Source organism: Reinekea sp. (assembly GCF_982785585.1).
Genome location: NZ_CEYAVF010000009.1, coordinates 21,135 through 47,774 on the forward strand (window position 1 = coordinate 21,135; position 26,640 = coordinate 47,774).

Consider the following 26,640-nt stretch of genomic DNA (forward strand, 5'->3'; position numbering starts at 1 on the left):
CCTTAGAGCTTTTCCGCAATTCTAAGCACGGCGCTGCGTGAGCGAACATTAACTGCAACCTCGTCCTTGCTGGGTTTAATCGCCTTACCGACAGCGCGCATCGTGCGCACTATGTCAGACTCCGGAATAGGCAAACCAGGCGGTAATTCAGGGCCATTGGCCTGAAGGCGAATAAAGTGTTTAACCGCCCGATCTTCCAAGCTATGGAATGCAATCACGGCCAAGCGACCACCGGGCTTGAGCACCTCTATGGCTGCGTTGAGCGCCTGCTCCAACTCGACTAGCTCGCCGTTAATAAAGATTCGGATAGCCTGAAACGACTTAGTCGCCGGGTGGCGTTTATGGTCCCACTTGGGATGGGCGACCTTAATGATTTCGGCTAACTGGGTGGTAGAGGTTAGTGCCTGCTCCTGTCGAGCCGCTACGATCGCCTTGGCGATGCGCCGACTAAAGCGCTCATCACCGTATTGAAACAGGACGTTGGCTAGGTCAACCTCCTTCACTACGGTCAGCCACTGTGCGGCACTGAGCCCTTCGTCTGGGTTCATGCGCATATCTAACGGGCCATCGTTTTGAAAACTAAAACCGCGCCGGGCATCGTCTAGCTGAGGCGATGACACGCCCAAGTCCAACAAAACACCACAAACCTGACCGGTCAGGCCTTGCTCGGCGACCACCTGGGCTAGATTCGCAAAGCCGTCTTGGACCACGGTGACTCGACTATCTTGGGCGGCGAGACGCTGCGCTTCGGCAATGGCCAGCGGGTCCTTGTCGATTACCAGTAAGCGGGATGTTGGACCCACCTTGGAAAGCAGATGGCGGCTGTGACCGCCGCGGCCGAAGGTGCCGTCTATATAGAAACCCTCGCCCGCCAAAACGGCCTCGACGGCCTCTACCAATAATACGGTTTCATGCTGAAATTGAGCGGCGTCAACGGGACTCATAACGAGATTTGCTCCAATTCAGCGGTCATGGCCGAATCGCTGCCGGCGGCGGCTATATACTCATCTCGCGCCTCGTTCCACAGTAATTCAGACCACAGTTCAAATTTGTTGCCTTGCCCTAATAACACCACTTTCTTGTCGAGCTGGGCGTATTCGCGCAGCGGGCCGGCAATCAGTAGTCGTCCGGCGGTATCGACATCCGCGTCAGTGGCGTAGCCTATTAGCAGTCGCTGTATACGCCGAGCTGCTTTGTTAAAGGAAGACAGTGCCGATATCTTTTCCTGAATAAGATCCCATTCCGCGAGGGGATAGATCAGCAGGCATTTAGATTCGGTATCGATAGTGATCACTAACTGATTATTGGCCAGCTGCTCAAGGAGTGAACGATATTTGCTAGGCATGGCAATCCGACCCTTGACGTCTAACGCCAAGGAGTGCACTCCTCGCAACATATAATTGTCGTTCAACGCCACTGGCGACTCCAAATTAACCTACAGTTAGTAACCGCTTACGAACGGATAAACTCCACATTTATCCACTTTACCCCACTATTTGACACTATAAAGGCCCCATGACCCACAAGCAAGCCTGCGCTAACAATAAAAAAACGAGAAAAGCCTTTAAAAACAGTAGGTTAAAATGTGGGTGGCAAAACCGAGCAGAAAAGTTAGCGCCCACTAACAACACAAAATACAGACGAGCACTCGGCTTAGGTTATGAAGTTAATGTAATACCTTAAGTGTTAGATTGTTTTGGAATGAAACTAACCAGGGAAAGAGGGGAAATAAAGAAAAGCAGATCGTAACGAGGCGCACGGCCAGACTAACGCTATTCTACTAGTCCTGCGGCAGGCGACCTGGGTCGGTACGCAGTAATGGAACCCCAAACCCTGCGTAAACAGGGTTTAGAATAAAGGTGGGAGACAGCCGATAAGCCGGGTTCTGTCGTGGACAGTCATTCATCTAGCCGTGTAATCGCTCACACAGTCAAGCGACCTACCCGGTTCCAGCGCGGGTCACGCCTTAATGGAACCCTATTTGGTCTTGCTCCAGGTGGGGTTTGCCATGCCAACTCTGTTACCAGAGTCGCGGTGCGCTCTTACCGCACCGTTTCACCCTTACCAAACGGTTGCCCATCTGGCGGTCTCTTCTCTGTTGCACTTTCCGTCGGCTCACGCCGCCCAGCCGTTAACTGGCACCTTACCCTATGGAGCCCGGACTTTCCTCCCCTTGCAAGCAAGCGGCGACTGTCTAGCTGTCTCCCGAGCGGCAAAATACCGGAAATCCTCAGGAAGGCAAGTTTATTCGCTACCCAAGGCGACAATATATTCATAATAAAGCTTTTTTGAACCGCCAAATACCTTGGCCACGATGGCAGCGGCCTTCTTCGGCGGCAGAATGGCGGTTAGTTCATTGACCAATGCGACCACTCGCTCATCGCCAATGCCGACCACCTCGGTCGCCACACCTTGCACCAGAACCACAAATTCACCTTTGCGCTGGTTGTTATCGGCCGCCACAGCCTGCTGCACGTCGGCGATGGTGCCGCGCAGGACGGTCTCGAAGGTTTTAGTCAACTCGCGCGCCACGACAATCGGCCGATCGGCGCCAAAGGCTATCGCCATATCGGCGAGCGACCCCTCGATACGATGACTGCTCTCGTAAAAGACCAGGGTCAGGTGGTCTGTGGCCAAGGCATTCAGGATCTTTAGCCGGGCGCCGGTTTTACTCGGCAGGAAGCCTTCGAAGCGCCAACGATCGGTTGGTAGCCCACTGATTGATAAAGCGGTAATCACCGCACTGGCGCCGGGAATAGGCACCACCTGCAACTGGGCGTCAATCACGTGATTAACTAAGACATAACCGGGGTCTGAAATTAACGGTGTACCCGCATCGCTGACTAGGGCAATAGACTGCCCCGATTGCAGGCGCTCAACGATCATGGCCGAGCGATCACGTTCATTGTGCTCATGCAATGATAGGAGCGGGGTCGTGCAGCCGAGATGATCCATCAATCGAGCGCTGTGCCGGGTATCCTCGCAGCAAATCAGATCGACCGAACGCAAGACCTGTTGCGCCCGTTCGGAAATGTCGGCCAGGTTGCCGATGGGGGTGGCCACGACATATAAAGTATTTCTAATGATCTGGTTGCTGTTCATTTTCCGTTCTCTTACACAGTCAATTGTGATGACCGAATGACTTTTACGGTGAATACTGAGTAGAATGCACGGGTACTCAAACATAAGTTCACCGGACCATGCGAATTTGCTCGTTTGCTAACACAGCTACGCTGTTGTCACTGCTTGTTCTTGCCTTACTGCAGGGCTGCGCCACAACTGTGGTGGCACCTCCTCCGGTCATCGTGGCACCGCAGGTTATTATCGCGCCGACGGCCGAGCCTGAGTCCGAGCCTTTGGTCAATCAGCAGATAACAACTATCGAAGACTATATCGCACAGCGTCAAGTCGATGAAGCCCGTATCCTGTTACACAGCTTGAGCTTTAATCAGCTATTAACCGACCAACAAACCCGCTATGTGCTGGCCAATGCCAATATTGCACTGATCTTGGGCGATGGCCAGGAGGCCCTGAGCTGGTTGAGCGGCGAGTATGCCTATTTGTTAGACGGCTTGCCACTTCAGGAGCAGATCGCGCTCAATCTAAAACGCGCGGAAGCCTATGAGTTTTCAGGCCGATCGCTCTCTGCGGCGCGCGAACGAATTTTTTTAGCGCCAGTGCTTGAAGGTGAGACAGCCATTACCAATCAAGAACAGATTTGGTTTGATCTGCAGCTGGTCCCTCAAGAGCAGCTGTTAAGCCTAGTTAATACCGAATCGAGCCCAGATCTGACCGGATGGATTGAACTGGCCCTAATCAGCCGAACGGAAGACGGCGAATTGAGCCGCCTGCAATCCGTGGTAGAACAGTGGCAACTGGCCAATAGCCGACACCCGGCCGCCAAACGCCTGCCCCGCAGCCTGCAGATGTTGACCGAACTCACCCTGAACCAACCGACTCGCCTGGGCATCCTGCTACCCTTATCAGGATCACTGGAAAAAGCCGGTAATGCGATTCGCAACGGCTTACTCGCCGCCTGGTATCAGGCCCGTCAGTATGGCCAAGAAACACCGGAGCTGACCTTTTATGATACGGCCGCCAATGAAGACATAGGCGCCCTATACAAACAGGCCACCGCAGAGGGCGCCCAAGCGATTATTGGCCCCTTGACCAAGGTTAAAGTTCAGCGCATGGCGGGCATTCAAGACCTGCCCATCCCGGTATTGGCGTTAAATTACGCAGACAGCCGCGTCGAACGGGTCACCAACTTTTACCAATTTGGCCTCGCCCCCGAGGATGAAGCGATTCAGGTAGCCAATGACATCTGGCAGCAAGGCGTGCGCCGCGTGATGATTGTCGCACCGGATAGCGCCTGGGGCGAGCGGGTCAGCGATGCATTTGTTCGCTTCTGGCAGCTCAAGGGCGGAGTTATCGCCAGTAAAGCTTTCTTTAGCCAGCCCGATCAATATCTTACTAACATAAAGAATGCGTTGAATATTCAAGACAGTGAGGAGCGTTATCAATTACTGCGGCGCAAACTGGACGAGGATCTGGTGTTTGAATTCCGTCGTCGAGAAGATATCGATATGGTTTTCATGCTCGCCTTTCCAGCTCAGGCCCGACAACTGAAACCCATTCTTAACTATCAGCGCGGCGTCGATCTGCCTGTGGTGGCGACCTCGATTCTCTATTCTGGGGTCGATGACCCAGATAAGAATAAAGACCTAGAGGGCGTGCGCTTTGTTGAGATGCCTTGGCGCCTAGCGCCCAGCCCGATCAAGAACCGCGTGGCCGAGGCCTTCCCGGAAAGCCTGGATAATTATGCGGCCTTGGTCGCCCTAGGGGTTGATGCCTATCGGCTGTATCCGCGCTTGGCGCAAATGTCGGTTTTTAATGACGTTCGAATTCAGGGCGTGACCGGCGCCATGACACTGACCGAAAACGGCAGGATTCAGCGCGAGCTGGACTGGGCCGAGGTTCAAGATGGACTGATACGCCAAGTGCCCGCTACTGACCTGCTGCAATGAAGTCAGACCAGCCAAGTCACCTCAAGACTGGCGCGGACGCTGAGCGTTTGGCCGAAAACCTAGTGGTCACGGCCGGCTTGGCGGTCCTGGAGCGCAATTTTCGCAGTCGGTTTGGTGAAATTGACCTGGTTTGCCGCTCGCAACGAGAATTAGTCTTTGTCGAGGTTCGCTATCGAGCCCATACTCATTTTGGTTCCGCTGCGGCCACCGTCAACCTAGCCAAGCAAAAGAAGCTGACCAAGACGGCCCAATACTATATTTTGACCCATGCCCATTTAAGTAAACTTTTCATGCGCTTCGATGTCATCGGCATCAATATCAACCGACAAGCGCAGTGGATTAAAGGAGCTTTTTTAGCCACCATATGAACCCACAAGACATAATTATTGACCAGGTCGGCCTGGCATTAGAAACATTCCAAATGGCCGCCGAAACATTGGACAGCCTGATCGAACAGACCAGCGAAGTCATGACCGACTGCCTTATCAATGATGGCAAGATTGTCGTCTGTGGCATGGGTGCCTCTGGCGCTCTCGGGGCCGGCTTTGCCGCTCAAATGCTCAGTCGATTCGAACGCGACCGGCCCGGCTTGCCCGCCTTAATGCTCAGTAATGATGGCATCCTAACCAGTGCTGTCGCCTATGACAGCGGGCCAGGTGATATCTATGCCCGACAAGTGCGCGCGTTCTGCCATGCACCCGACATACTCCTGATCCTCTCCTCAACCGGCAATGCCTCGGCTCTGATCAAAGCGGTTCAGGCGGCGCACGAACAGGGCGTCTGCGTCATTGCACTGACCGGCGGCAGTGGCGGCGATGTTGCCACCTTGCTCGACGATAACGATATGGAACTGCGTGTGGAAAGCGACCGGGACAGTTGTGTCCAGCTGACCCATCATCTGGTCTTGAACTGCCTAGTTGAACTCATTGAAAATGCTATCTTTGGAAACGAATTATGAATCGCCTTTACATCCTGCCTTGGTTATTGGTCCTGCTGCTCACCGGCTGTGCGACTATCCGCGGTAGCATCACCGAAGACCCCATTCGACCGGACCCAGAAGGTCGCACCATGGGTGAGGTGATAGACGATAAGAACATTCAAACTCGTCTCAAGTTAAACCTGGTCAAATTAGATCAACGTTATGGGGACGCCAATGTCGACATTCAGGTCAACGCCGGCGTGGTTCTGATTGTCGGCCAGGTGCCGACCGCCGAACTGGTGACCTTGGCAACCGGGCTGTTGAAAACCGATACCCAAATTAAGGCGATACACAACCACCTCACGGCTGAACCGAATATTTCCACCGGCCTCAAAGCGAACGATAAGTGGCTCTCTGTTAAGACCCGCTCGCGAATGTTTACCACCGACTTCTTTCCATCGTCCAATATCGAACTGGTGGTCCAGCAAGGTATTGTTTACCTGATGGGTCGAGTCAGTGAAAAAACAGCCGCACAGGCTGTTGAAATTGCCTCAGAGGTCAATGGCGTGCAAAAGGTGGTTGTGGTCTTCCAAATCATTCCTTGATGTAGATCAGCACAAAATCCCCTGTCCTTTCTAGGCTAACAGGTAGCCATCGCGGTTTATTAACTCAACCGCGTTCCGTTATGCCTGCTGGAGGGACGACCATGTTTGAATTACGCCAGATCATCGTTTTATTGGATCAATCGGAAGAAAGTGTTACGGCGGTCGAAAAGGCGGCCATCCTGGCAAAAAAAACCGGCTCGCGCATGACGCTTTTCACCTCTGGCTATGACGGCGCCCTAAACAATCTCCAGAACCTGGCCGAAAATGCTCGCGACGCCTACCTGTCAAGGCTGCTCATTGGACTCGATAGCCTGGCAGCCATCGCCCGTGCCCAGGACATTGTCGTGCACACCGAAGCGGTATGGGATAAGCATGCTGGTGCCGCGCTGCTCAACTATATAGATGGCAATTCGGTCGACCTGGTGGTCAAGGCGACACACCACCAGAATGTTATCCAACGCACCTTTTTCAGCCAAACCGATTGGGAACTGATTCGCCATTGCCCAGTGCCCCTACTCTTGACGAAGGGCACTGCCTGGCACCCGAAGGTAACGGTCACGGCGGCCGTCGACCCAGTTCGCAGCAATGACAAACCGAGCTTTCTCGACGACCATATTATCCAATGCGGCCTCGATCTGGCGGCTCAGCTGGACGGCCAAGTTCAGCTCTTGCACGTCTATGACCCAACACCCCTAATGATTTACCTGGACCAACCGGCCATCAACTCAACCGATATCAGCGAGGAAATCCGCCAGCAACATCTGGATGCATTAGCCAGCTTGGCTTCGAGTAAGGGTATCGCAACGGACTTGGCGAAACTTGAGATGGGCTCCCCGGTACAGGTTATTCCGGACCACCTGTATGAAAACGATATCGACATTGTCATCATGGGCGCGGTGTCCCGATCCGGCTTCGAACGTTGGCTACTGGGTCATACCGCCGAGAAGGTGCTGGACCGAATCACGGTCGATATTCTCATCGTCAAATAGGCATGACGGCCATGCCATGCCTCGAGCCGGAGCGGCCTGAGCCCGCAAAACTCGCATTCCATGGCAGTGCAGATCGCACAAGACAGTTTTGATTTCTATTGCTGAGGGTGCAAGATCACCCGCAACTGCCTTACAATAGCGCAAAATCCTTTGTTCATTCGGCGTCTAATAGCTATGGAATCGTTAACCCTACCCAAATTAAGCCAAGCCCACGGTGAAGTAACCATCCCGGGCTCAAAAAGCTTATCCAATCGTATCCTGTTGCTGGCGGCTATCAGTCGGGGCACGACTGTTATCGATAATTTATTAGACAGCGACGATGTCCAGCATATGCTGCAAGCTCTGACTCAGCTTGGTGTCCGCTACGAACTCAATGCCGAGCGCACCCAATGTCGGGTTGTTGGGCTCGATGGTCCCTTGGCGCGCGGCCAAAGTGAAACCATCTTTCTCGGCAATGCCGGGACCGCCATGCGACCCCTGGCTGCGGCACTGTGTTTCGGCAGCGGCGAATTCATTCTGACCGGTGAAGAACGCATGTTCGAGCGTCCAATCGGCGACCTGATCGAAGCTATGCAAGCCCTAGGAGCAAATGTTGACTATCAGCAGAGCGCTGGCTTTCCGCCCCTTAAGATTAGCGCGCAGCCACTCACGGCGGCACCCGTGGCCATCGAAGGGAGTATCTCGAGCCAATTCTTGACGGCGATTTTGATGGCCGCACCCTTGTTAAAGCAACCCCTGACCATCAGCGTGACTGGTGAACTGGTGTCCAAGCCCTACATCGATATCACGCTCGATGTTATGCAACGCTTTGGCGTCACGGTCGTCAATAACGACTACCAGAGCTTTGTCATCGATGGTTTACAGAGCTATCAGTCACCGGGCAAGATTCTGGTCGAAGGTGATGCCAGCAGTGCTAGCTATTTTCTCGCAGCCGGCGCCATCGGCGGTGGCCCAGTTCGAGTTCACGGGGTGGGGACCGCCTCGGTGCAGGGCGACATCCGCTTTGCCGAGGTGCTGGAACAGATGGGGGCTACAGTGCTGCGCTCGGAAAACTGGATTGAGGTGGCGCACCAGGGCCCGCTCAAGGCGATCGATCTGGACCTAAACCATATCCCTGATGCGGCCATGACGATCGCCGTCGCGGCCCTATTTGCCGAAGGTACCACGGTGATCCGCAATATCTACAATTGGCGCGTTAAGGAAACCGACCGTATCGCAGCGATGACCACCGAACTGCGTAAACTCGGCGCGATCGTGGAAGAAGGCCGCGATTATCTAAGCATTACACCGCCCCAACGCGTCACGCCGGCCGCCATCGATACCTATAAGGACCACCGAATGGCCATGTGCTTTTCGCTCGCAGCCTTTGCCACAGACGGCATTGTGATCAACGACCCAGGCTGCACCGCCAAGACGTTTCCGGATTATTTTGAGCGCTTCAATAAAATCACCTCATAAAATTGGTATGACAAGGCGCACCCTATATACTGCGCCTCTAATTTTTTCCTTTTCGAGCAACGACCCTAAACGAGGCCCATTATGAGCTACACCCAGATCCCCGCCGGCAAAGATGTACCCAATGATATTTACGTAGTAATCGAGATCCCGGCCAATCATGCGCCTATTAAGTATGAGATCGACAAAGATATGGATGCTCTGATGGTCGATCGTTTTATGGCGACGCCGATGTTTTACCCGGCCAACTACGGCTATATCCCTCATACCTTGGCCGATGATGGCGACGCGGTAGATGTGTTAGTCGTTACCCCTTACCCAGTAGCCCCCGGTGCGGTGATTCGCTGCCGCCCAGTCGGCGTATTAGAAATGACCGACGAGGCCGGTGAAGATGCCAAAGTCATCGCTGTACCGCACGACAAGCTCAGCGCCCTCTATACCGACGTTAAGGAAGCCACCGATCTGCCGCCGCTACTGCTGGCGCAAATCAAGCACTTCTTCGAGAACTACAAGGCCTTAGAAGTGGGCAAATGGGTCAAGGTCAAGGGCTGGGCCGACGCCGATCGCGCTCGCGCTATCATCAGCGAATCCTTCGCAGCTGACAAAAAGTAATAACATTGCCAATTGTTCGGCATAAAAAAAGCGACCTAGGTCGCTTTTTTTATGGGTGCCTCGGACTAGCCGTTCTGCAACAGTTCCCGCAGATCGACAATGGCGGCATTGGCGCGCGAAATGTAATTGGCCATCACCAAAGAATGGCTGGGTATTAGACCAAAGCCGCTGCCATTAAGGATCATCGGTGACCAAATCGCTTCCTGGGTGGCCTCCAGCTCGCGGATGATTTGTTGCAAGCTGACCAGGGCATTTTTGTCCTCGAGCACCGGTGCAAAATCGACTTCGATCGCGCGCATCATATGGATCAACGCCCACGAGGTGCCTCGGGCTTCATAAAAAACATTGTCCACCAACAGACGCGGGGTCTTGATTTGGGTCTGCTTCTCGGTCGGGGTCGATTGCTCGGCGCTCGCCTGCCCGGCCATATCGGTATTGTAGCGTTGCTGGCCGACCGAGGCGCTTAGACGCTGAGAGAGCGAGCCAAGCCGGGTTTCGACATCTCGCAACCAATTTGACAGATTATCGGCTCGGGCATAAAACTGCGCCTTAGCGTTGGCGGGGTCGGCCAACCGGGTCATATAACTATCGATATACCCGATAGCATTGCGATACTCGCCTTCGGTTGAGGGCAAGATCCAACTGTCGTTATTGAAATTAAACAGCGGTTCGGCTTCGGCCAGATCCGGATCTTCGGTCGACTGGGACTGGGAGCGACTGAGGTCCTTACGGAAGGCTCGGGAGAGGTCGCGCACCTGAATCACCACACCAAATTCCCAGCTAGGCATGTTATCCAAAAAGATAGACGGCGGGGTGACGTCGTTTGACAGGTAGCCGCCCGGCTTGGTCAGCAGGGTGTCGGCTAGATGGCGCAGAGTGTAGGCGGTGGTATAGCCAACTACCGCTTGCTTACCTTGAGCCTTGGCGGATTGTTGGGCCAGGCTGACCACATTGGCCACCGCTGGCGAGTTGCTCCAATACAGTCCAAGTGCTGTCCACAGCAACAATATCAGGGTCAATCCAGCCATAAGCCAGTATTTCAAACTCTTGCCAACAGTCTTGGTGCCGGGGGCATTCGACGATTGGTGTCTTAAACCGTTCCAAAAGCGCTTAAATTGAACCTTTAACATGCTAAATTGTCTCCATTAAATAGCCACTTGAGGGTAACGCCAGACCCGCGCCCTGCCAATAGGCCAGCGGTCACATTCCTTGCCAAAATCCGCTCGGTGAGCGCAAACAGATGCTGTTCTGAGCGTATTTGGGGCCGAATTGAGTAAAAGACAGTATTTATTGAACATTTTTCACAACTAAAATTCACCCTACCCGTTGTGCATTGGTGTTTTCCTGATTATCTTGTGCTAATACTTGTTTTTTAGCGACTTTTCGCTACAAATAGACTTAAACTCAAACCCAGGGTGAACCATGGCATCGTTGCTGTTACTAAATGGACCAAATCTCAATCTGCTCGGTGTACGTGAGCCGGAGCTCTATGGTGCCAGCACCTTGTCCGATATAGTGGCGCAATTGTCCGCGGATGCGAGCACCTTGGGACACACGCTAGTCCACCTGCAGAGTAACCACGAAGGGGTCCTGATTGATCGAATTCATCAGAGCCTGACCGATGGTACAGACATGATATTGATCAACCCGGGTGCCTTTACCCATACCAGCATCGCTATCCGCGATGCCTTGGCTGGGGTAAAAACACCCTTTATCGAGCTGCATTTGTCGAACGTGCACGCTCGAGAAGATTTTCGTCAGCACTCCTACCTATCGTCGATAGCGGTCGGGGTGATTGCTGGCTTTGGACAAACGAGTTATCTCTTGGCGCTTACCGCAGCCAGTGAATACTTAACTAATAAAACACCACAGAATCAATAATTAGAGGTCATAGCATGGACATTCGTAAGGTCAAGAAGCTTATAGAGTTGTTGGAAGAATCCAACATCGATGAAATTGAGATTTCTGAAGGCGAGGAATCCATTCGCATCAGCCGCACCTCACGCTTAGCCGCTGCACCGGCCCAATATGCCTTCCAGGCTGCGCAACAGGCACCCATGCAGATGAGCGCTCCGGCGGCCCCTGAAGCCCCAGCAGCTGGCCCAGCGCCCGTTGCGCCGGCCGGCCACGCCGTCAAGTCTCCGATGGTGGGTACCTTCTATCGTTCGCCGTCACCAACCAGCTCGTCTTTTGTTGAAATTGGCCAGAAGGTCTCGGCCGGGGACACCATCTGTATCATCGAAGCGATGAAGATGATGAACCAAATCGAAGCCGACAAGAGCGGTACCGTCACCGCCATTCTCGCCGAAAACGGTGAGCCGATAGAATTTGATCAACCACTGGTCATGATCAGCTAAGCGGAGTAGCCCCATGCTGAACAAAGTTTTAATTGCCAATCGAGGTGAAATCGCGCTGCGCATTTTGCGTGCCTGTAAAGAACTCGGCATTAAGACGGTCGCGGTTCATTCCACCGCCGATCGAGAACTGAAGCACGTCAAGTTGGCCGATGAGGCCGTCTGTATTGGGCCGGCCGCCTCGGTTGACAGCTACCTGAATATTCCCGCTATTATTGCTGCGGCCGAAGTGACTCACGCTGATGCCATCCATCCCGGTTATGGCTTCTTGGCCGAACGGGCCGATTTCGCCGAGCAGGTCGAAAAATCTGGCTTCAAATTTATTGGACCAACGGCCGCGGTCATCCGACTTATGGGTGACAAGGTGTCGGCCATTCAGGCCATGAAAAAAGCCGGCGTTCCAACGGTACCGGGTTCTGACGGTGCCGTACCGACGGACCCAATTAAGTGTAAGAGCATTGCCTTGCGTATCGGTTATCCCGTGATTATCAAGGCTGCCTCTGGCGGCGGCGGGCGCGGCATGCGTGTGGTCCACAAAGAACAGGATCTGCTCAGCTCCATCACCATTACCCAGACCGAAGCGGCCGCGGCTTTTGGCGATGGCACGGTCTACATGGAGAAGTTTTTAACCAATCCTCGCCATGTTGAAATCCAGGTCTTGTCCGATGGCCAGGGTCACGCCATTCATTTGGGCGATCGTGATTGCTCTTTGCAACGGCGGCACCAAAAGGTGCTCGAAGAGGCCCCTGCACCACACATCGACCTGGCCGCACGACAGACCGTGCAAGACGCATGCGTCAAGGCCTGTATTGATATCAATTACCGCGGTGCCGGCACCTTCGAGTTTCTCTATGAAGCGGGCCATTACTACTTTATTGAAATGAATACCCGTGTTCAGGTGGAGCACCCGATCTCAGAAATGGTCACCGGTGTCGACATCATCAAGGAACAGTTGAATATAGCAGCGGGCCTGCCCCTGACTTACACTCAAGAACAGGTCAAAATCGAAGGCCATGCCTTTGAATGCCGTATCAATGCCGAAGACGCCGTAACCTTTATGCCCAGCCCGGGTCGCATTACCCAGTTCCATCCACCGGGTGGCTTAGGCGTGCGTTGGGACTCTCATATCTACGCCGGCTACTCGGTACCACCCTTCTATGATTCGATGATCGGCAAGCTGATCACCTTTGCTCCGACCCGTGCCGAAGCCCTAAAGCGCATGGCATCGGCCTTGGATGAACTGGTTATCGGTGGTATTCGAACCAACGTCGATCTGCACAAGAAACTGGTTCTCGATGCCGCTTTTATCGAAGGTGGTGTCAATATTCACTATCTTGAGCACAAGCTGGCCGACGAACAGTAGTCCCGCAGCGAAGGTTCGGGCACCACAAGGTCGCCCGAGCCTTTGAATTCCGAGCCTAGAAGCATGCAAAAACAGCCCACCATTCTGCTATTATTGGCAAAATTATTGAGATAACCCGATGCCTTGGTTACAAATACGACTTGCCACCCTGCCCGAACACAGTGAGATACTGGAAGATGCCTTGCTGCTAGCTGGCTGTAAAGCCGTCACCCTAATCGACACAGACGATCAACCAGTTTACGAACCGATCCGCGGCACCACACCGCTGTGGCAGCACACCACCATTCAAGGCCTATTTGAAGAGGATGTGGATGTCGCCCACCTGGTCGCGCTCATGGATTCCGTGATTGCCGCTCACCAGCTTAGGGTCGCTTCAATCAGCACCGAGATTTTGGAAGATAAGGACTGGGAACGGGAGTGGATGGACAATTTCAAACCCATCGCCTGTGGAGATCGCTTGTGGATCGTACCCTCCTGGCAGACGCCGCCCGATGCGGCTGGGGTCAACCTAAAGCTGGACCCCGGCCTGGCGTTTGGTACCGGTACCCATCCCACGACTTTTTTGTGCTTGCAGTGGCTAAATGACCATATCCAAGCCGGCGATACGGTCTTGGATTATGGCTGTGGCTCGGGCATATTGGGGCTCGCGGCTCTGTTACTCGGCGCAGAGCGCATGACCGGTATCGATATAGACCCGCAAGCACTCATCGCGACGGATAACAACGCGGCGGTAAATAATATCGCCGCAGAGCGGTATTTTGTTACCACCGATACCAATGACCTAGAAAGTCATTATCAGATAGTCATCGCCAATATCTTGGCCGGGCCCCTATGCGATCTCAGTGATGCTATCGCCAGCTACCTAAAACCCGGACAACCCTTAGTACTTTCCGGTATATTAGCCCATCAGGCGGACACGGTTATGGCTGCTTACAGCGCGACTATCACGTTCGATCCGGTGGTTACCTTGGACGGCTGGGTGCGCTTAAGCGGCCGGCGCAAAGCGGTACGAGAACGACTATAATCTTGGCTCGATCGGCTCAGCCAAAGGCTTTGGCCCGATGTTAGGCCCCTATTGAACGTCTTAGAATCGGCTATCGACTTGGCAAAATATTAACAGCCAATCTCAACGATAATTTTTGTTAAGCATGGATGCCCAAGGATATACAGTAATGGTTGAATCGTTTATTACGCAATGCCCCCATTGTGGGACATCGTTCCGGGTTAGAAGCGAGCAGTTGGCTGTGGCCAATGGATCGGTTCGATGCGGTGCGTGCTTGCAAGTATTCGGTGCCCGAAACCATCTCGTCACCAGCCCCTCATCGGGCAATCGCCCCGCAGCCGCGCCGGCCGCCAAGCCCAGTGCGCCTAAAACCGAGACCAAGCCTGCGAGTCCACGTCAACCCGCACCGCGACCCCCGGCAGCGCCTGGGCCAGAGCCTGAGTCAAAATTTGGCGGATTTTCAGCCTCCGAGGACGAATTTGTCTTTGCCGATGGTGATGATGACTTTATTTTCGATGACAACGCCGATGATCGCCTGTTCGGTGACGATGCATCGGAGGAGGGTTTTGGCGAGCTGTCTGACAGTTTCCGCAACCTAGACGACTCGACCAACAAGCCGAACCGTAAAGTCGATCATTTTCAACGCGAAGCTCAAGAACTCAATACGCCGGGGTTGACCGATCCCGATGAGCAAGACGAACGCTGGGCCGAGTCCATTCTTGAGGATATGGAGAACGATACCAAGCCCATGACAGCTGTGTTCAATGCTGGCGAGGTTAATCAACGCGCAACAGGGTCCCTGGCCAAACCTGTGGCACCAGCAAGGAGGTCAGCCAGTTTTGAACCGGACTTCCCGATGCCGCAGACCGCCTCGCAAGTGGTCAATAAGGTCAACCACGCCCCAGATCTGGATTTCCAGCTGGAGGACCGGTTACATCGATTGCGGCCTCTGGGTTGGATTGCGGTGGTTGGTTTGCTCCTAGTGTTGGCCGGCCAATTAGCCTGGCTGGAGCGCAATCACTATGCGCGCATGGATCAATGGCGGGGCCTCTATCAGAGCGCCTGCAACGTGCTGGGCTGCAGCCTACCGGCTCAGGTAGACCTGGACAATATCCGCAGCTCCCTGCTGGTGCGCGAGCATAAGGATCCGAATCTGAAAGACCTGCGCATGGTCGATATTGTCTTGACCAATAGGGCACCCTTTAAGCAGGCGTTTCCGCTGCTACTACTGCAATACACTGATGTAAATGGCAAGCTGGTAGCCGATCAACGGTATCATCCGGACGAGTATCTCAAGGGTGAATTAACCGGGGTCGAACTGATGCCCATTAATACCCGAATTTATGTTTCTCTAGCGATCCGGACGCCGGTGGCCGGTGCCGTCAACTACCAGCTATTATTAAGCCCTTCCTAATCGGCGCCTTGCTGCAACCCTAAGCTAAGCCGTTGAAAACCCAAGCTTTAGTGTGCCCGCAGGGGGGCGCCTTGGGTTTCCACCCTAAGGCAACAAAAAGCCTGAAATAATGGCTTTATTGCGAAGTTCTCACTTTCTTTAGCCCCCAAGAACAGCTATGCTTCCGCGCCCCTAAGTTGAGCGTTTTTTGAACGATTTATTGTGTTTAAAATTGGACCCTATACCATAGATCAGCCGACGGTGCTTGCGCCGATGGCTGGTGTTACAGATCAACCCTTTCGCAAACTCTGCCGGGCCTTAGGGGCTGGGTTAGTGGTGTCAGAAATGGTGACGAGTGACACTCGCCTATGGAAAAGCAATAAATCCCAATGGCGACTGAACCATGACGGCGAGGGTGAACCAATCAGCGTCCAGATAGCCGGCGGTGAACCCACCATGATGGCTGACGCCGCGCGCGAAAATGTCGTCTTGGGGGCCCAAATCATCGATATCAACATGGGTTGCCCGGCCAAGAAGGTGTGTAACCGTGCCGCCGGGTCGGCCTTGCTTAAAGACGAACAGCTGGTCGCCGATATATTGCGAGCAGTCACCGCGGCTGTGGATGTCCCGGTGACCCTGAAAATCCGCACCGGTTGGGATGCGGAGTTAAAAAATGCCGTTCGCGTTGCTAAGATGGCAGAGGACTGCGGTATCGCCCTCTTGTCAGTGCATGGCCGTACCCGAGCCGATGCCTTTCGGGGTGAGGCCGAATACGAGACCATCGCCGCGGTAAAACAGGCAGTTGGCATCCCAGTACTGGCCAATGGCGATATCGATAGCGTCCATAAGGCCAAAGCCGTATTACACCTGACCGGAGCTGACGGGGTCATGATTGGCCGTGCCGCGCAAGGCAATCCGTGGATTTTTAATGCCATCAATCACTTTTTATTGACCGGTGAAGAGCTACCAAAACCGGATATGGACACGGTACAACGCACCCTGAACGAACATGTTCAGGCACTGCACCAATTCTACGGTGACTTTATGGGCGTGCGCATTGCCCGCAAACACCTGGGTTGGTATTTGGGCGGACAAGGCCTACCCAAACACAGTTACCAAGAAATTATTCTGCTTGAGAGCAGTCAACTGCAACTCGGCGCAATCAATACACTTTTTGACAATTTTGAACGACTTAAGGAAACCACCGCATGAACCTAGATACTTTCGCGCCCAAGAGCGATTCTCCCGACAGCCTGACTTACCAGGCGGCCGCCGAACAGCCCCAGACCTTGCGTGACAGCGTTGAAATTGCCATGCGCAATTATTTTTCCCATCTTGAGGGGCAGGACGTTACCAACGTCCACCAGATGGTTTTGACCGAGGTTGAGGCACCTATGCTGGAAGCGGTGATGCGTTATTGCCGCGACAATCAAACCAAGGCCAGCAAGGTCTTGGGTTTAAATCGCGGGACCTTACGCAAAAAGCTGAAGGAGTATGGGCTTCTTTAAGGCTCTAATAAAAGGCGACTGCGGTCGCCTTTGTTCATTCTGCGCCCTTATTTTTTGACCGATCAATCAAATTTTAACCACTATGACCCGTTTCGAGGACTCCATGAGCCAATCTGCATCCGTAATTGCCCCTAAACGCGCGCTAATCAGCGTTTCCGATAAGACCGGTATTGTCGAGTTTGCCCGCGCCTTGCGCGCCCGCGGCGTTACCCTTATCTCCACCGGGGGCACCTTTAAGCTGCTGCAACAGAACGATATAGAGGTCACCGAAGTGTCCCAAGTGACTGCGTTCCCCGAAATGATGGCCGGTCGCGTCAAAACCCTGCATCCATTGATCCACGGTGGGATATTGGGGCGGCGTGGCATCGACGATGAGGTTATGCGCGAACACGGCATCAGCGCCATCGATCTGGTCGTAGTGAACCTCTATCCCTTTGCCCAAACCATTGCCAATGCCGATTGCAGTTTGGCCGACGCGATCGAAAACATCGACATCGGGGGGCCAACCATGGTCCGCTCGGCCGCCAAGAACCATAAGGATGTTGCCATCGTGGTCAGCGCCGACCGATACCCGGAGCTGATCGAACAGTGGGACCTAGATGGGGGTTTCAGCGCCGCCACCCGCTTTGCACTAGCACGTGCCGCCTTTGAACATACCGCTCAGTACGATGGCATGATCGCCAACTATCTCGGTACAGTGCCGGTCGACACACCGGCCTCGGCGATCCCAGAGCGTGCCGACTTCCCCAATACCTTTAATAGCCAATTTATCTTAAAAGATATCATGCGCTATGGTGAAAACCCACATCAGCGCGCGGCCTTCTATATCGAAGAGGGTGCCAGCGAAGCGGGCATTGCCACCATCACCACGCTGCAAGGTAAGGCCCTGAGCTACAACAATATTGCCGATACCGACGCGGCCCTGGAATGCGTGAAGAGCTTTTCCGCCCCGGCCTGCGTTATCGTCAAGCATGCCAATCCCTGTGGTGTGGCCACCGGCGCAACGCTAAAAGAAGCCTATCAACGCGCCTTTTCAGCCGATACCACGTCCGCCTTTGGTGGCATCATTGCCTTTAACCGGGAGCTCGATGTGGCCGCGGCCGATGCCATCATTGGCAAGCAGTTTGTCGAGGTAATCATTGCGCCCGCGGTCTCGGCCGAAGCCGCGGCATTGGTTGCCAGCAAGCCGAATATACGACTGCTCGCTTGCGGCTATTGGTCGACCCCGACCCCGGCGCTCGATTTCAAACGGGTGACCGGCGGATTACTGGTGCAGGACCGGGATTTGGGTATGATCGGCGCCGACGATCTGCGTGTAGTGACCAAACTGGCGCCCTCACAACAACAGATAGAAGATCTCTTATTTGCCTGGAAAGTGGCCAAGTTCGTTAAATCCAATGCCATCGTCTACGCCAAAGACGGCCTCACCACCGGCATCGGTGCAGGGCAGATGAGCCGGGTCTACAGCGCCATTATTGCGAACATCAAGGCAAAGGATGAGGGGCTGGAGATCACCGGCTCGGCGATGGCCTCTGAGGCCTTCTTGCCCTTCCGTGATAGCCTGGATCAGGCCGCCGAGATGGGTGTCAGCGCCGTTATTCAGCCCGGCGGCAGTATGCGCGACAACGAAGTTATAGCCGCCGCCGATGAGCATGGCATTGCCATGGTCTTTACCGGCATGCGCCATTTCCGCCACTAGAGGATAGCATTATGAACATATTGATTATTGGTAATGGCGGGCGCGAACACGCCCTGGCTTGGCGCGCTAGCCAAGCTGAATCCGCTGGCCGCACCTTTGTTGCGCCGGGCAATGCCGGCACCGCCGCAGAACCGGGTATTGAAAACGTTGCACTCGACGTGCTGGATTTTGCCGGCCTAGCCGACTTTGCTCGCGCCAATGAGGTCGAACTGACCATCGTCGGGCCCGAAGTGCCGCTGGTGGCTGGTATCGTGGACTTTTTTGAAGCCCAGGGTCTCGCGGTATTTGGACCCACTCAGGCCGCGGCTCAGCTGGAAGGCTCCAAGGCCTTTGCCAAGGATTTCCTCGCCCGACACCAGATCCCCACGGCATTTTATGGCGTGTTTACCGATGAAAGTGAAGCTATTGCCTACATCGAAGCCAAGGGCGCGCCGATAGTCATCAAGGCCGACGGCCTAGCCGCGGGTAAGGGTGTTATCCTGGCTCAGACCAATGCCGAGGCCATCGAAGCGGTCCAGGATATGCTATCAGGCAATAAGTTTGGTGCAGCTGGCGCGCGTGTCGTGGTAGAACAGTTCCTGAGCGGTGAAGAGGCCAGTTTTATCGTCATGGTCGATGGTGAGGACGTCTTGGTTCTGGCCACCTCACAGGATCATAAGGCGCGCGACAATGGCGATCAGGGCCCCAACACCGGCGGCATGGGGGCTTACTCACCGGCACCGGTGGTGAGCGATGCCATTCACCAACGGATAATGGCAGAGGTGATTTACCCGACCGTTCAGGGCATGGCTGCCGAAGGCAATCGCTACCGCGGGTTTCTCTATGCCGGCATTATGGTCGCTGCCGATGGCACCCCCTATGTCTTGGAATTCAATTGCCGCTTCGGCGATCCGGAAACTCAACCCATTATGATGCGTCTGCAGTCTGATCTGGGCCAGTTGTGTCTGGCGGCCATCAACGGTCAATTGTCCGAGCAGACGGCGCTCTGGGATGAGCGCGCCGCCGTGGGTGTGGTTATGGCCGCCGGCGGCTATCCGTTCGCTTATCGCCAAGGCGACCCAATTGCCGGTATTGCCGCGGCAGAACGAGCCGGCACTAAGGTGTTTCAAGCCGGTACTCGGCTCGATGCCGAACAGGGTCTGGTCACCCAAGGTGGTCGGGTACTCTGCGTAACGGCCCTGGGCGACACGGTCGCGCTGGCACAAGCACAGGCTTATCTTGGTGTGGCGGAGATACAATGGCAAGGAGCCTATTACCGCACCGACATCGGTCACAAGGCGATCAATCGCGACAGCTGATCGTTGTTCCAAACACTGGCCGGAGCTGCTGAGCAGCGCTCGGTCCCGGCCAGTGACCTGGGCTTTTGAAAAAAAATTTTCCGGTTCTCTCACCGATCTCAGCGCCGCCGCTATACTACTTATTCGCTCTTACCGGATAGTGGGTTCTCATGCTAAAACGCCTGCTGTTGATATGCCTGTTTACCAACATCTGGTCTTGGGCCCAGGGCTTTGAGTCCATTCAGATCGAGCAACCTTATCTCAATGCAAATGTGGTCTCAAACGGCGCCTATCTCAATACGCCAAGCGATCCTTACCCAATCCTTGAGGTGATCAGCCCCGCCATCCTGCGCCAGTTCACTCCGGTCCATGGCTCGGAAATCGGATACCATCAGCTTGCGTCGGAGACCTGGCTTACCTTTGCCGTCGATAATCTGACCAAGCGCTCACTGCGTCTGTTTCTGATTCTGGAAGCCCCCTTTCTGGCCACGGCAGAGCTGTATTATAACCTCGACGCCGCAAGTGGTTATCAGCACGTTGCCACCGGGGCTGATATGGGCTTAAACGACCGGCCTTATCAGTTGGGTAACTATATTCTGCCCATAGCACTGGAAGCCGGTACTCAGCAGCTGTTTCTAAGGATTGACCCTATCGCCGCAACCAATATGGCCGTGCGCCTGGTCGATGAGGCGACTCTAGTCCGCGCACTGCGCACCAGCCTACAGTTTAATACACTAGTGCTCATGCTGGTCCTGATGGCCATCGGCATCAGCTGCCATGCCTATTATCTCTTTCGGATTGGCACTGCCATCTGGGCAGCCGTACTCAATCTGGGTGTTTTGATCAACCTGAACGGCTGGAACGGCCATATCACCCAGTGGCTAGCCAATATCGCCTATATTGAGGTGGGCGCCATTAATGTCGGGGCTTTTATGACCCTGATGGCCATGACTGGAATGCTTACCACGATGCGTGCCGATCAGTTTTCCCGTTGGGTAGCCGATGCACTGATCTGGCTCGGCCGATTGTTGATCATTTTGCTCGGACTGGCTTGCTCGCCGTTCACCATCGACCTGCTGGCAGTACACAGCTTCGTTATACCGACGGCTATGATCCTTATCAGCCTCTACTGGATAGAGAGTGGCCCCAACAGTTTCTCAGAGCGCCTCGCCTTAGCGGGCTGCCTAGTGCTGATGAGCTATTTCATTTGCACCACTCTAATCCTGATGGGCTTACTATCGACCACTGGGGCGATGCTGTATTCACTCAGTCTCATGGCGGTGCTGGCGGCCATCCTGATCACCCTCGCCAGTTGGCAGGCTGCAAAAACTAAGGGTGCCAGACTGGCGGTTGAGGGGCTCGTTATCCCCGATGTACACTGGCCGCTGTTAAGAAAACTGAATCACGATATTCGCGGCCCAATCAATGGCGTGTTGGGTATGGCCGAGCTTATGCAGGACACCACGCTGTCGGCGCACCAACAAGACTATGTCAACACGGTGCAAAATGCTGGCTTTGCCTTGCTGCGTGAAGCCGATCAGTTGCAGAATTTGATCCGCATCGGCCTAAACCGACTGCCGGAAAACGATGATGAATTCGACCTTTTTGATCTTATTGAAGATACAGTTCAGCCCTTTTCCCGTATTGCCCATAGCAAACACCTGGAGCTGGTGCTCGATATTGCGCCCGACATACCCACCCAGTATCGCGGCAATGCCCATATAATCGGTCAGATCCTATCGAATCTGCTTGATAACGCATTAAAATATACCGAACATGGCGAGGTGTTGCTAACAGTAAAACCATGGCAAAATCAGCGGATCCGCTTTGCTATAATCGATACTGGACCGGGCATGGCAAAGGACTCAAAAGCTCGGCTATTTCACTTTCCAGACAGCCACGATGCCAAGCAACAGCTGCCTAAAGACGTGCATTTGGGCTTACCCATTAGCAAGTATTTGGTCGGCATCTTGGGAGGACAATTAACGCTTAGCAGCGAATTACGCAGGGGAACCAGCTTCTGGGTCGATCTGCCCCTCGCCAGTGCGGCTGACCTCGATGCTGGCAGGGCGACGGGCAGCACGCCGCTGCCGGAAGACCTGCGCCTGATGGTGGTCGACGACAACCTGACCTGCCGTAAGGTGATCGAGCACTTGGCCAAGAGTTGGGCGGTAGAGGTGCTGAGCATGAGCAATGGTCAGTCGGCACTGGCCAACTTGCACAACGAATACCATAAGGGCCTGCCCATCGATGTGCTAATATTAGACCAAAATATGCCAACCATGAGCGGTGCTGAGCTGGCCCAACGGATCCGTCAGGATGGAAGCCTCAATAAGGATATCATTATTATTATGATGACCGGGACCGACGAACTGGCCAATGACTTGGGCGGGGATGAGGCGGGGATGGAATATTTTCTCTCCAAGCCGGTTTCGGCTCGAACCTTACGCCAGACGCTGAACCGAGCTATGCCCACAATCATGAAAAACCGGGAAAACATCCATGCCAAGAATTCTCTCTTTTACTGACCGATTGATCGGCCAATTCGACAACGCGCTGCGCACCCTGACGCCGGGTGCCGTCAGCGCTGGCACGCAAAGCCCAGCACATGCTGTGGCCCAAACCGAGCTCAGTGACGCCGAACGACGCCATAGCGTGGGCTTAATGCGCATCAATCACAGCGGCGAGGTCTGTGCTCAGGGTTTGTATCAGGGTCAGGCACTCACCGCTCGGTTGCCAACGGTACGCGCTAAGATGACCTTGGCCGCGCAAGAAGAGCTCGACCATCTGGCCTGGTGTGACCAGCGCTTGCAGGAGTTGCAGGGCCGCACCAGTTGGTTGAACCCAATTTTTTATGGTCTGTCTTTTGGTCTGGGGGCGCTGGCCGGTGCCGCAGGAGATCGCTATTCCTTGGGCTTTGTCGCTGCGACCGAAGATCAGGTTAGCCACCACCTAAGCGCCCATCTGCAACAGATTGAGCAGATTGATAGCCGTTCGAGCGCGATTTTAGAGCAGATGTTGACGGACGAACGACAACATGAGGCTCAGGCCTTGGCAGCGGGAGGGATTGAATTTTCGCCACCGGTGAAACAATTTATGACCGGCGTCTCGAAACTGATGACCAAGGTTACTTACTATATCTAGGCCCAAGCGCGGTTGCATTGGACGACCGTTGGCAGGCTGCTGACCCAGAGCTAACGGGTGTCCGGGGTCACGCGCAGAACTTCATCGGCGGTCGTGCTACCGGCCGCTATTTTACGCGCTCCAGACAAGCGCAAACTCAGCATACCTTGACGAATAGCGGCTTTGCGCAGGCTTTGGGGATCGCAGCCGTCTTGCACCAGATCCGCTAGAGCGTCACTCATCACGAAGCTTTCATAGACACCCGACCGACCCGAGAAGCCGGTATTGCGACATTCTAGGCAGCCCACCGGCTGATAGACTCTGGCCGGTTTTCTTGCCGACCAGGGACGCATCAGCTGTTGCCAGGTGGCGTCGTCGATGTCCGTTTCGGCCTTACAATGCGGGCACAGGGTGCGGATCAACCGTTGCGCCATCACCCCGAGAATGGTCGATTTAAGCAGATACCCGGGCACACCGAGATCGAGCAGTCGAGTGATCGCCGATGGCGCGTCATTGGTGTGCACCGTCGATAACACCAGATGGCCGGTTAGAGCGGCCTGAATCGCCATTTGAGCGGTTTCCAGGTCGCGAATCTCACCGATCATAATGATATCCGGATCTTGACGCATCAGGGCGCGAATACCCTCAGCAAAATTGAGATCGATAGTGGCTTGGATCTGCATCTGATTAAAGGCCGGCTCAATCATTTCGATCGGGTCTTCGATGGTGCAGACATTCACCTCAGAGGTGGCCAAACTCTTAAGGGTGGCATAGAGGGTCGTGGTTTTACCCGACCCGGTAGGCCCGGTCACCAATATAATACCGTTGGGTTGGCGAATCATGGCGCGCCAATTGGTCAGGTCGTCATCGGACAGGCCGAGCTGATCGAAGGTCTTGAGTAACACCTGCGGATCGAAGATCCGCATCACCAGTTTTTCACCAAAGGCGGTCGGCAAGGTCGAGAGCCGCAATTCAACCTCAAGGCCATCCGGCGTCTTAGTCTTGACGCGGCCATCCAATGGCCGGCGTTTCTCGGCGATATTCATTCGGCCAAGAATCTTGATACGACTCAATACCGCCTGGCCGACCTGAATCGGCATCTGATACACCGAATGCAACACCCCGTCGATGCGCAATCGAATATGCGCATATTCGCGCCGCGGCTCGATATGGATATCGCTGGCGCGTTGCTCAAAGGCGTATTGGAATAACCAGTCGACGATATTGACTATATGCTCATCGTTCGCCTCGGGGCTGGCCAGTTTGCCCAGTTCTATTAGCTGTTCGACATTGCCCAAACCGCTGCCCTGGCCCTTACCGCTGGCACGGGTGACAGAACGATTGAGCGCGTAAAACTCCAAGCCAAAGCGCGCGATGTCATCGGGAACTGCGAGGAATTTATCGATCTTACGGCGGGTCACTTGAGCGATGGTCTCTTCCCAACCGGTCAACAGGGGCTCACTGGTGGCAATCTGGACTCGATCCGCGCTAACCTTGAGCGGCAACAAAGAATAGCGTTTGGCGTATTCATAAGACATGATCGAGGCAAGGGATTCGACATCAACCTTGAGCGGATCTATATGGATAAAGGCTAAGTCCAAGGCTTCCGCTAACCACTGGGTCAGAGTGAGTGCGGTGAGTTTTTTACCCGGGTGGGCTTGATCGGCAAGCCCAAAGGCCGCGATCTGGTGAATGGCGTGTGTGTTAGGGTCACGTTTTTGGCTGCGCGCCTTGGCCGCCTGCGTCGCGCTGAGTCGTTGGCTTGTTTCCAGTTGAATCAGCAGGTCGTCAACCTGCAGCTTCCCGGGCAGTAAATTCAAATAGGGCTTTCTCCTAAGGCCTCCCGACCACTAATTAGCTTATTGGCCAACTGCTTAATATCACGCAGCAATACAGTCTGCGAGCGGGTCCAACTGTGAATGCTGGCCTGTTGTTCAAAGGGCAAATCATTGAGCCAACCTTTCAGCTGAGTTACCACATCGATGGCCGATAAGCGGGATAAATTATCTTCCAAGGCCTGCAAGGGTGCGCGAAGATCACCCAATTCTTTGCCATAGAGTCGGTCGAAATACTGGCACAACATCAGTAAGCGATGCACTGCAGGGGACTGCGACAGGGCGTTGCTGGTGCTGCCGGAAAAGCAATCGGTGCGCAATTCGTTTAATGCCTTGTCAAAACTATAGTCCAGACCATCGGTCACCGGTTGCTCACCAAAACGGACCTGTTCGGCCAGTTGACCCACACGCCACTGCTGGCCGTGCAACCAGGCGGTCAGGCACAGAATACGACTGCCCAATTCTGGATTATTCTGTAACAGCCGCAAGGCCTTTAAAGCCTTTTTAGCCTTACTTTGTTGCAAACTGATGGCCACTGACTTGGGTTCGTCCTCCGCATCTTGCGACAGCGCAAAGCAGGCCGGCCACCAAGATAGGATTGGCGTGACGGTTGCGGAGATCCACTTGAGCTGGTCGTGGGCATAGTCGATCTGCGTCTTCGGCATCATGCCTTGGAACCATTCGATCTCGGTATGCATATTGCCCAGCGTGACAACAAACTCCTGCAGATGGCGCCATTGCTGCGAGGACCAAAACACTTGCCAACTGCGTTGCAGCCGCTCCATTTCATAGCCAAACAGGGCACAAAAGGCACTTTCCATGCTTTGTTGGGGAACTATATCGGGTAATTCAACATGGTTGTCGGTAAAGCCATTACAGATGCGATGACCGCGTTCGGCTTTCGATATATCCGACGGCATCACCGCCACTCGCGCACTTATTTCCAGCGCCAGAGCGAACAGATCCGAGAGCTGGCCGTCTTTTAACTCCAGTTCGAGCTCAGAGATGGCGTCGCTACCGGCCTGACACGCTACCTGACCGAGGTCGAGTACCAGCTCGATTTTGGATAGATTATAGGTAATTTGCCAGCTGGTGCGGGTGAAATTGGTACTGAACAGGGGTTCCAGCTGCTCGGCCTGAAGGCCCACTGGCAGGCCCTGTTCGGGAAATAGGGCCATCTCTAGGGTATTGCTGGTTATGCCATACTCCCACTCATCGCGCTGGTGCAGACCGCCACTGTTCAGGCCGCGCGTTTTCAGCGTCTGGAGATAACCCTGCGGCGTCTTACGTATCCGCAGTGCAGAACCAACCTGGGTCAATTGACGCGCTGGGGTATCAAAGTAGGTGTTTTCCAAAAAAGCTGTTTCGGCCGAATAGGCCGACAACAACTCTAGGGCCAGAAAGTCGTCGATCGACTGTTCACTGATGGTCAGTTTTAGTTCTATTTCCTGCGCCATATTGCCCTGTCCTTTAAGCCA

24 protein-coding genes and 1 other RNA gene are annotated in these 26,640 nt (G+C 54.4%); 18 read left to right on the top strand and 7 right to left on the bottom strand.

Features of this window, described 5'->3' with window-relative positions:
* Positions 1-2 precede the first annotated feature (2 nt).
* The 4 genes from rsmH to rsmI form a co-directional block, all read right to left on the bottom strand.
* Entirely contained in the window at positions 3-944 is a 942-nt protein-coding gene (gene rsmH / locus AC4FIC_RS05540; RefSeq protein ID WP_100258031.1) for a 16S rRNA (cytosine(1402)-N(4))-methyltransferase RsmH, read from the bottom strand.
* Positions 941-1,396, bottom strand: coding sequence for a division/cell wall cluster transcriptional repressor MraZ (mraZ, locus tag AC4FIC_RS05545; RefSeq protein ID WP_100258791.1), 456 nt, complete (start codon positions 1,394-1,396; stop codon positions 941-943). The genes rsmH and mraZ overlap by 4 nt, the downstream gene beginning before the upstream one ends.
* Positions 1,397-1,858: 462 nt before the next feature.
* An RNA gene (rnpB, locus tag AC4FIC_RS05550) (RNase P RNA component class A) lies at positions 1,859-2,206 on the bottom strand.
* A gap of 38 nt (positions 2,207-2,244) precedes the next feature.
* Entirely contained in the window at positions 2,245-3,102 is an 858-nt protein-coding gene (rsmI, locus tag AC4FIC_RS05555) for a 16S rRNA (cytidine(1402)-2'-O)-methyltransferase (RefSeq protein ID WP_100258032.1), read from the bottom strand.
* 182 nt (positions 3,103-3,284) lie between these two features.
* Here rsmI and AC4FIC_RS05560 point away from each other — a divergent pair, with 182 nt between their 5' ends.
* The 7 genes from AC4FIC_RS05560 (at position 3,285) to ppa (ending at position 9,607) form a co-directional block, all read left to right on the top strand.
* Positions 3,285-5,027: a penicillin-binding protein activator gene (locus AC4FIC_RS05560; protein ID WP_476194106.1), complete on the top strand. Its 1,743-nt coding sequence runs from the start codon at positions 3,285-3,287 to the stop codon at positions 5,025-5,027.
* On the top strand, positions 5,024-5,395 hold the full coding sequence (locus AC4FIC_RS05565; RefSeq protein ID WP_100258034.1) for a YraN family protein: 372 nt from the start codon (positions 5,024-5,026) through the stop codon (positions 5,393-5,395). The genes AC4FIC_RS05560 and AC4FIC_RS05565 overlap by 4 nt, the downstream gene beginning before the upstream one ends.
* Positions 5,396-5,448: 53 nt before the next feature.
* The gene (locus AC4FIC_RS05570) at positions 5,449-5,985 is read left to right on the top strand and encodes a D-sedoheptulose-7-phosphate isomerase (RefSeq protein WP_273285921.1); all 537 of its coding nucleotides are present in this window, start codon (positions 5,449-5,451) and stop codon (positions 5,983-5,985) included.
* Positions 5,982-6,551 carry a BON domain-containing protein gene (locus tag AC4FIC_RS05575; RefSeq protein WP_100258036.1) on the top strand — a complete coding sequence of 190 codons (570 nt, stop codon included), beginning with the start codon at positions 5,982-5,984 and terminating at the stop codon, positions 6,549-6,551. The genes AC4FIC_RS05570 and AC4FIC_RS05575 overlap by 4 nt, the downstream gene beginning before the upstream one ends.
* A gap of 101 nt (positions 6,552-6,652) precedes the next feature.
* A complete protein-coding gene (locus AC4FIC_RS05580; protein WP_158524386.1) occupies positions 6,653-7,540 on the top strand; it encodes a universal stress protein in 888 nt (295 codons plus the stop codon).
* 174 nt (positions 7,541-7,714) lie between these two features.
* Entirely contained in the window at positions 7,715-8,998 is a 1,284-nt protein-coding gene (gene aroA / locus AC4FIC_RS05585; RefSeq protein WP_100258038.1) for a 3-phosphoshikimate 1-carboxyvinyltransferase, read from the top strand.
* 81 nt (positions 8,999-9,079) lie between these two features.
* Entirely contained in the window at positions 9,080-9,607 is a 528-nt protein-coding gene (gene ppa, locus AC4FIC_RS05590) for an inorganic diphosphatase (RefSeq protein WP_100258039.1), read from the top strand.
* Between the two features lie 65 nt (positions 9,608-9,672).
* Here the strand turns inward: ppa and AC4FIC_RS05595 are convergent, their stop codons facing one another.
* Positions 9,673-10,737, bottom strand: coding sequence for a DUF2333 family protein (locus tag AC4FIC_RS05595; protein WP_193437304.1), 1,065 nt, complete (start codon positions 10,735-10,737; stop codon positions 9,673-9,675).
* A gap of 292 nt (positions 10,738-11,029) precedes the next feature.
* On the opposite strand from AC4FIC_RS05595, the gene aroQ reads away from it, so the two are divergent.
* The 11 genes from aroQ to coq7 all read left to right on the top strand — a co-directional run bounded on the left by aroQ (position 11,030) and on the right by coq7 (position 23,348).
* Positions 11,030-11,488, top strand: coding sequence for a type II 3-dehydroquinate dehydratase (gene aroQ / locus AC4FIC_RS05600; protein ID WP_100258040.1), 459 nt, complete (start codon positions 11,030-11,032; stop codon positions 11,486-11,488).
* Positions 11,489-11,502: 14 nt separating this feature from the next.
* Positions 11,503-11,964, top strand: coding sequence for an acetyl-CoA carboxylase biotin carboxyl carrier protein (gene accB / locus AC4FIC_RS05605; RefSeq protein WP_100258041.1), 462 nt, complete (start codon positions 11,503-11,505; stop codon positions 11,962-11,964).
* Positions 11,965-11,977: 13 nt separating this feature from the next.
* Entirely contained in the window at positions 11,978-13,324 is a 1,347-nt protein-coding gene (gene accC, locus AC4FIC_RS05610; RefSeq protein WP_100258042.1) for an acetyl-CoA carboxylase biotin carboxylase subunit, read from the top strand.
* 118 nt (positions 13,325-13,442) lie between these two features.
* Positions 13,443-14,348 carry a 50S ribosomal protein L11 methyltransferase gene (gene prmA, locus AC4FIC_RS05615; RefSeq protein ID WP_100258043.1) on the top strand — a complete coding sequence of 302 codons (906 nt, stop codon included), beginning with the start codon at positions 13,443-13,445 and terminating at the stop codon, positions 14,346-14,348.
* 148 nt (positions 14,349-14,496) lie between these two features.
* Positions 14,497-15,741: a DUF3426 domain-containing protein gene (locus AC4FIC_RS05620; protein ID WP_158524387.1), complete on the top strand. Its 1,245-nt coding sequence runs from the start codon at positions 14,497-14,499 to the stop codon at positions 15,739-15,741.
* Between the two features lie 201 nt (positions 15,742-15,942).
* On the top strand, positions 15,943-16,932 hold the full coding sequence (gene dusB, locus AC4FIC_RS05625; RefSeq protein ID WP_100258045.1) for a tRNA dihydrouridine synthase DusB: 990 nt from the start codon (positions 15,943-15,945) through the stop codon (positions 16,930-16,932).
* Entirely contained in the window at positions 16,929-17,228 is a 300-nt protein-coding gene (gene fis / locus AC4FIC_RS05630; RefSeq protein WP_100258046.1) for a DNA-binding transcriptional regulator Fis, read from the top strand. Before dusB ends, fis begins: the two co-directional genes overlap by 4 nt.
* 103 nt (positions 17,229-17,331) lie before the next feature.
* Positions 17,332-18,927 carry a bifunctional phosphoribosylaminoimidazolecarboxamide formyltransferase/IMP cyclohydrolase gene (gene purH, locus AC4FIC_RS05635; RefSeq protein WP_100258047.1) on the top strand — a complete coding sequence of 532 codons (1,596 nt, stop codon included), beginning with the start codon at positions 17,332-17,334 and terminating at the stop codon, positions 18,925-18,927.
* 11 nt (positions 18,928-18,938) lie between these two features.
* Positions 18,939-20,225: a phosphoribosylamine--glycine ligase gene (gene purD / locus AC4FIC_RS05640; RefSeq protein ID WP_100258048.1), complete on the top strand. Its 1,287-nt coding sequence runs from the start codon at positions 18,939-18,941 to the stop codon at positions 20,223-20,225.
* A 149-nt stretch (positions 20,226-20,374) separates the two neighbouring features.
* Positions 20,375-22,732 (top strand): hybrid sensor histidine kinase/response regulator, encoded by a 2,358-nt coding sequence (locus tag AC4FIC_RS05645; protein ID WP_273285918.1) that lies wholly within the window; start codon positions 20,375-20,377, stop codon positions 22,730-22,732.
* On the top strand, positions 22,707-23,348 hold the full coding sequence (gene coq7 / locus AC4FIC_RS05650) for a 2-polyprenyl-3-methyl-6-methoxy-1,4-benzoquinone monooxygenase (protein ID WP_273285917.1): 642 nt from the start codon (positions 22,707-22,709) through the stop codon (positions 23,346-23,348). The genes AC4FIC_RS05645 and coq7 overlap by 26 nt, the downstream gene beginning before the upstream one ends.
* Positions 23,349-23,398: 50 nt before the next feature.
* On the opposite strand, the gene tfpB is transcribed toward coq7, so the two are convergent.
* Together tfpB and AC4FIC_RS05660 are read right to left on the bottom strand one after the other, a co-directional pair.
* On the bottom strand, positions 23,399-25,147 hold the full coding sequence (gene tfpB, locus AC4FIC_RS05655) for a type IV pilus assembly ATPase TfpB (protein ID WP_273285916.1): 1,749 nt from the start codon (positions 25,145-25,147) through the stop codon (positions 23,399-23,401).
* Positions 25,144-26,619, bottom strand: coding sequence for a CYTH domain-containing protein (locus AC4FIC_RS05660; RefSeq protein ID WP_158524388.1), 1,476 nt, complete (start codon positions 26,617-26,619; stop codon positions 25,144-25,146). The genes tfpB and AC4FIC_RS05660 overlap by 4 nt, the downstream gene beginning before the upstream one ends.
* Between the last annotated feature and the right edge of the window lie 21 nt (positions 26,620-26,640).

Bases quoted from the DNA above. Each gene is read 5' to 3' on its own strand.
- aroA (WP_100258038.1), top strand. From the start codon at position 7,715: ATGGAATCGTTAACCCTACCCAAATTAAGCCAAGCCCACGGTGAAGTA.
- AC4FIC_RS05565 (WP_100258034.1), top strand. From the start codon at position 5,024: ATGAAGTCAGACCAGCCAAGTCACCTCAAGACTGGCGCGGACGCTGAG.
- AC4FIC_RS05660 (WP_158524388.1), bottom strand. From the start codon at position 26,619: ATGGCGCAGGAAATAGAACTAAAACTGACCATCAGTGAACAGTCGATC.
- prmA (WP_100258043.1), top strand. From the start codon at position 13,443: ATGCCTTGGTTACAAATACGACTTGCCACCCTGCCCGAACACAGTGAG.
- mraZ (WP_100258791.1), bottom strand. From the start codon at position 1,396: ATGTTGCGAGGAGTGCACTCCTTGGCGTTAGACGTCAAGGGTCGGATT.
- AC4FIC_RS05570 (WP_273285921.1), top strand. From the start codon at position 5,449: ATGGCCGCCGAAACATTGGACAGCCTGATCGAACAGACCAGCGAAGTC.
- accC (WP_100258042.1), top strand. From the start codon at position 11,978: ATGCTGAACAAAGTTTTAATTGCCAATCGAGGTGAAATCGCGCTGCGC.
- rsmI (WP_100258032.1), bottom strand. From the start codon at position 3,102: ATGAACAGCAACCAGATCATTAGAAATACTTTATATGTCGTGGCCACC.
- AC4FIC_RS05595 (WP_193437304.1), bottom strand. From the start codon at position 10,737: ATGTTAAAGGTTCAATTTAAGCGCTTTTGGAACGGTTTAAGACACCAA.
- AC4FIC_RS05575 (WP_100258036.1), top strand. From the start codon at position 5,982: ATGAATCGCCTTTACATCCTGCCTTGGTTATTGGTCCTGCTGCTCACC.
- purD (WP_100258048.1), top strand. From the start codon at position 18,939: ATGAACATATTGATTATTGGTAATGGCGGGCGCGAACACGCCCTGGCT.
- rsmH (WP_100258031.1), bottom strand. From the start codon at position 944: ATGAGTCCCGTTGACGCCGCTCAATTTCAGCATGAAACCGTATTATTG.
- purH (WP_100258047.1), top strand. From the start codon at position 17,332: ATGAGCCAATCTGCATCCGTAATTGCCCCTAAACGCGCGCTAATCAGC.
- ppa (WP_100258039.1), top strand. From the start codon at position 9,080: ATGAGCTACACCCAGATCCCCGCCGGCAAAGATGTACCCAATGATATT.
- AC4FIC_RS05620 (WP_158524387.1), top strand. From the start codon at position 14,497: ATGGTTGAATCGTTTATTACGCAATGCCCCCATTGTGGGACATCGTTC.
- coq7 (WP_273285917.1), top strand. From the start codon at position 22,707: ATGCCAAGAATTCTCTCTTTTACTGACCGATTGATCGGCCAATTCGAC.
- fis (WP_100258046.1), top strand. From the start codon at position 16,929: ATGAACCTAGATACTTTCGCGCCCAAGAGCGATTCTCCCGACAGCCTG.
- AC4FIC_RS05645 (WP_273285918.1), top strand. From the start codon at position 20,375: ATGCTAAAACGCCTGCTGTTGATATGCCTGTTTACCAACATCTGGTCT.
- AC4FIC_RS05580 (WP_158524386.1), top strand. From the start codon at position 6,653: ATGTTTGAATTACGCCAGATCATCGTTTTATTGGATCAATCGGAAGAA.
- aroQ (WP_100258040.1), top strand. From the start codon at position 11,030: ATGGCATCGTTGCTGTTACTAAATGGACCAAATCTCAATCTGCTCGGT.
- accB (WP_100258041.1), top strand. From the start codon at position 11,503: ATGGACATTCGTAAGGTCAAGAAGCTTATAGAGTTGTTGGAAGAATCC.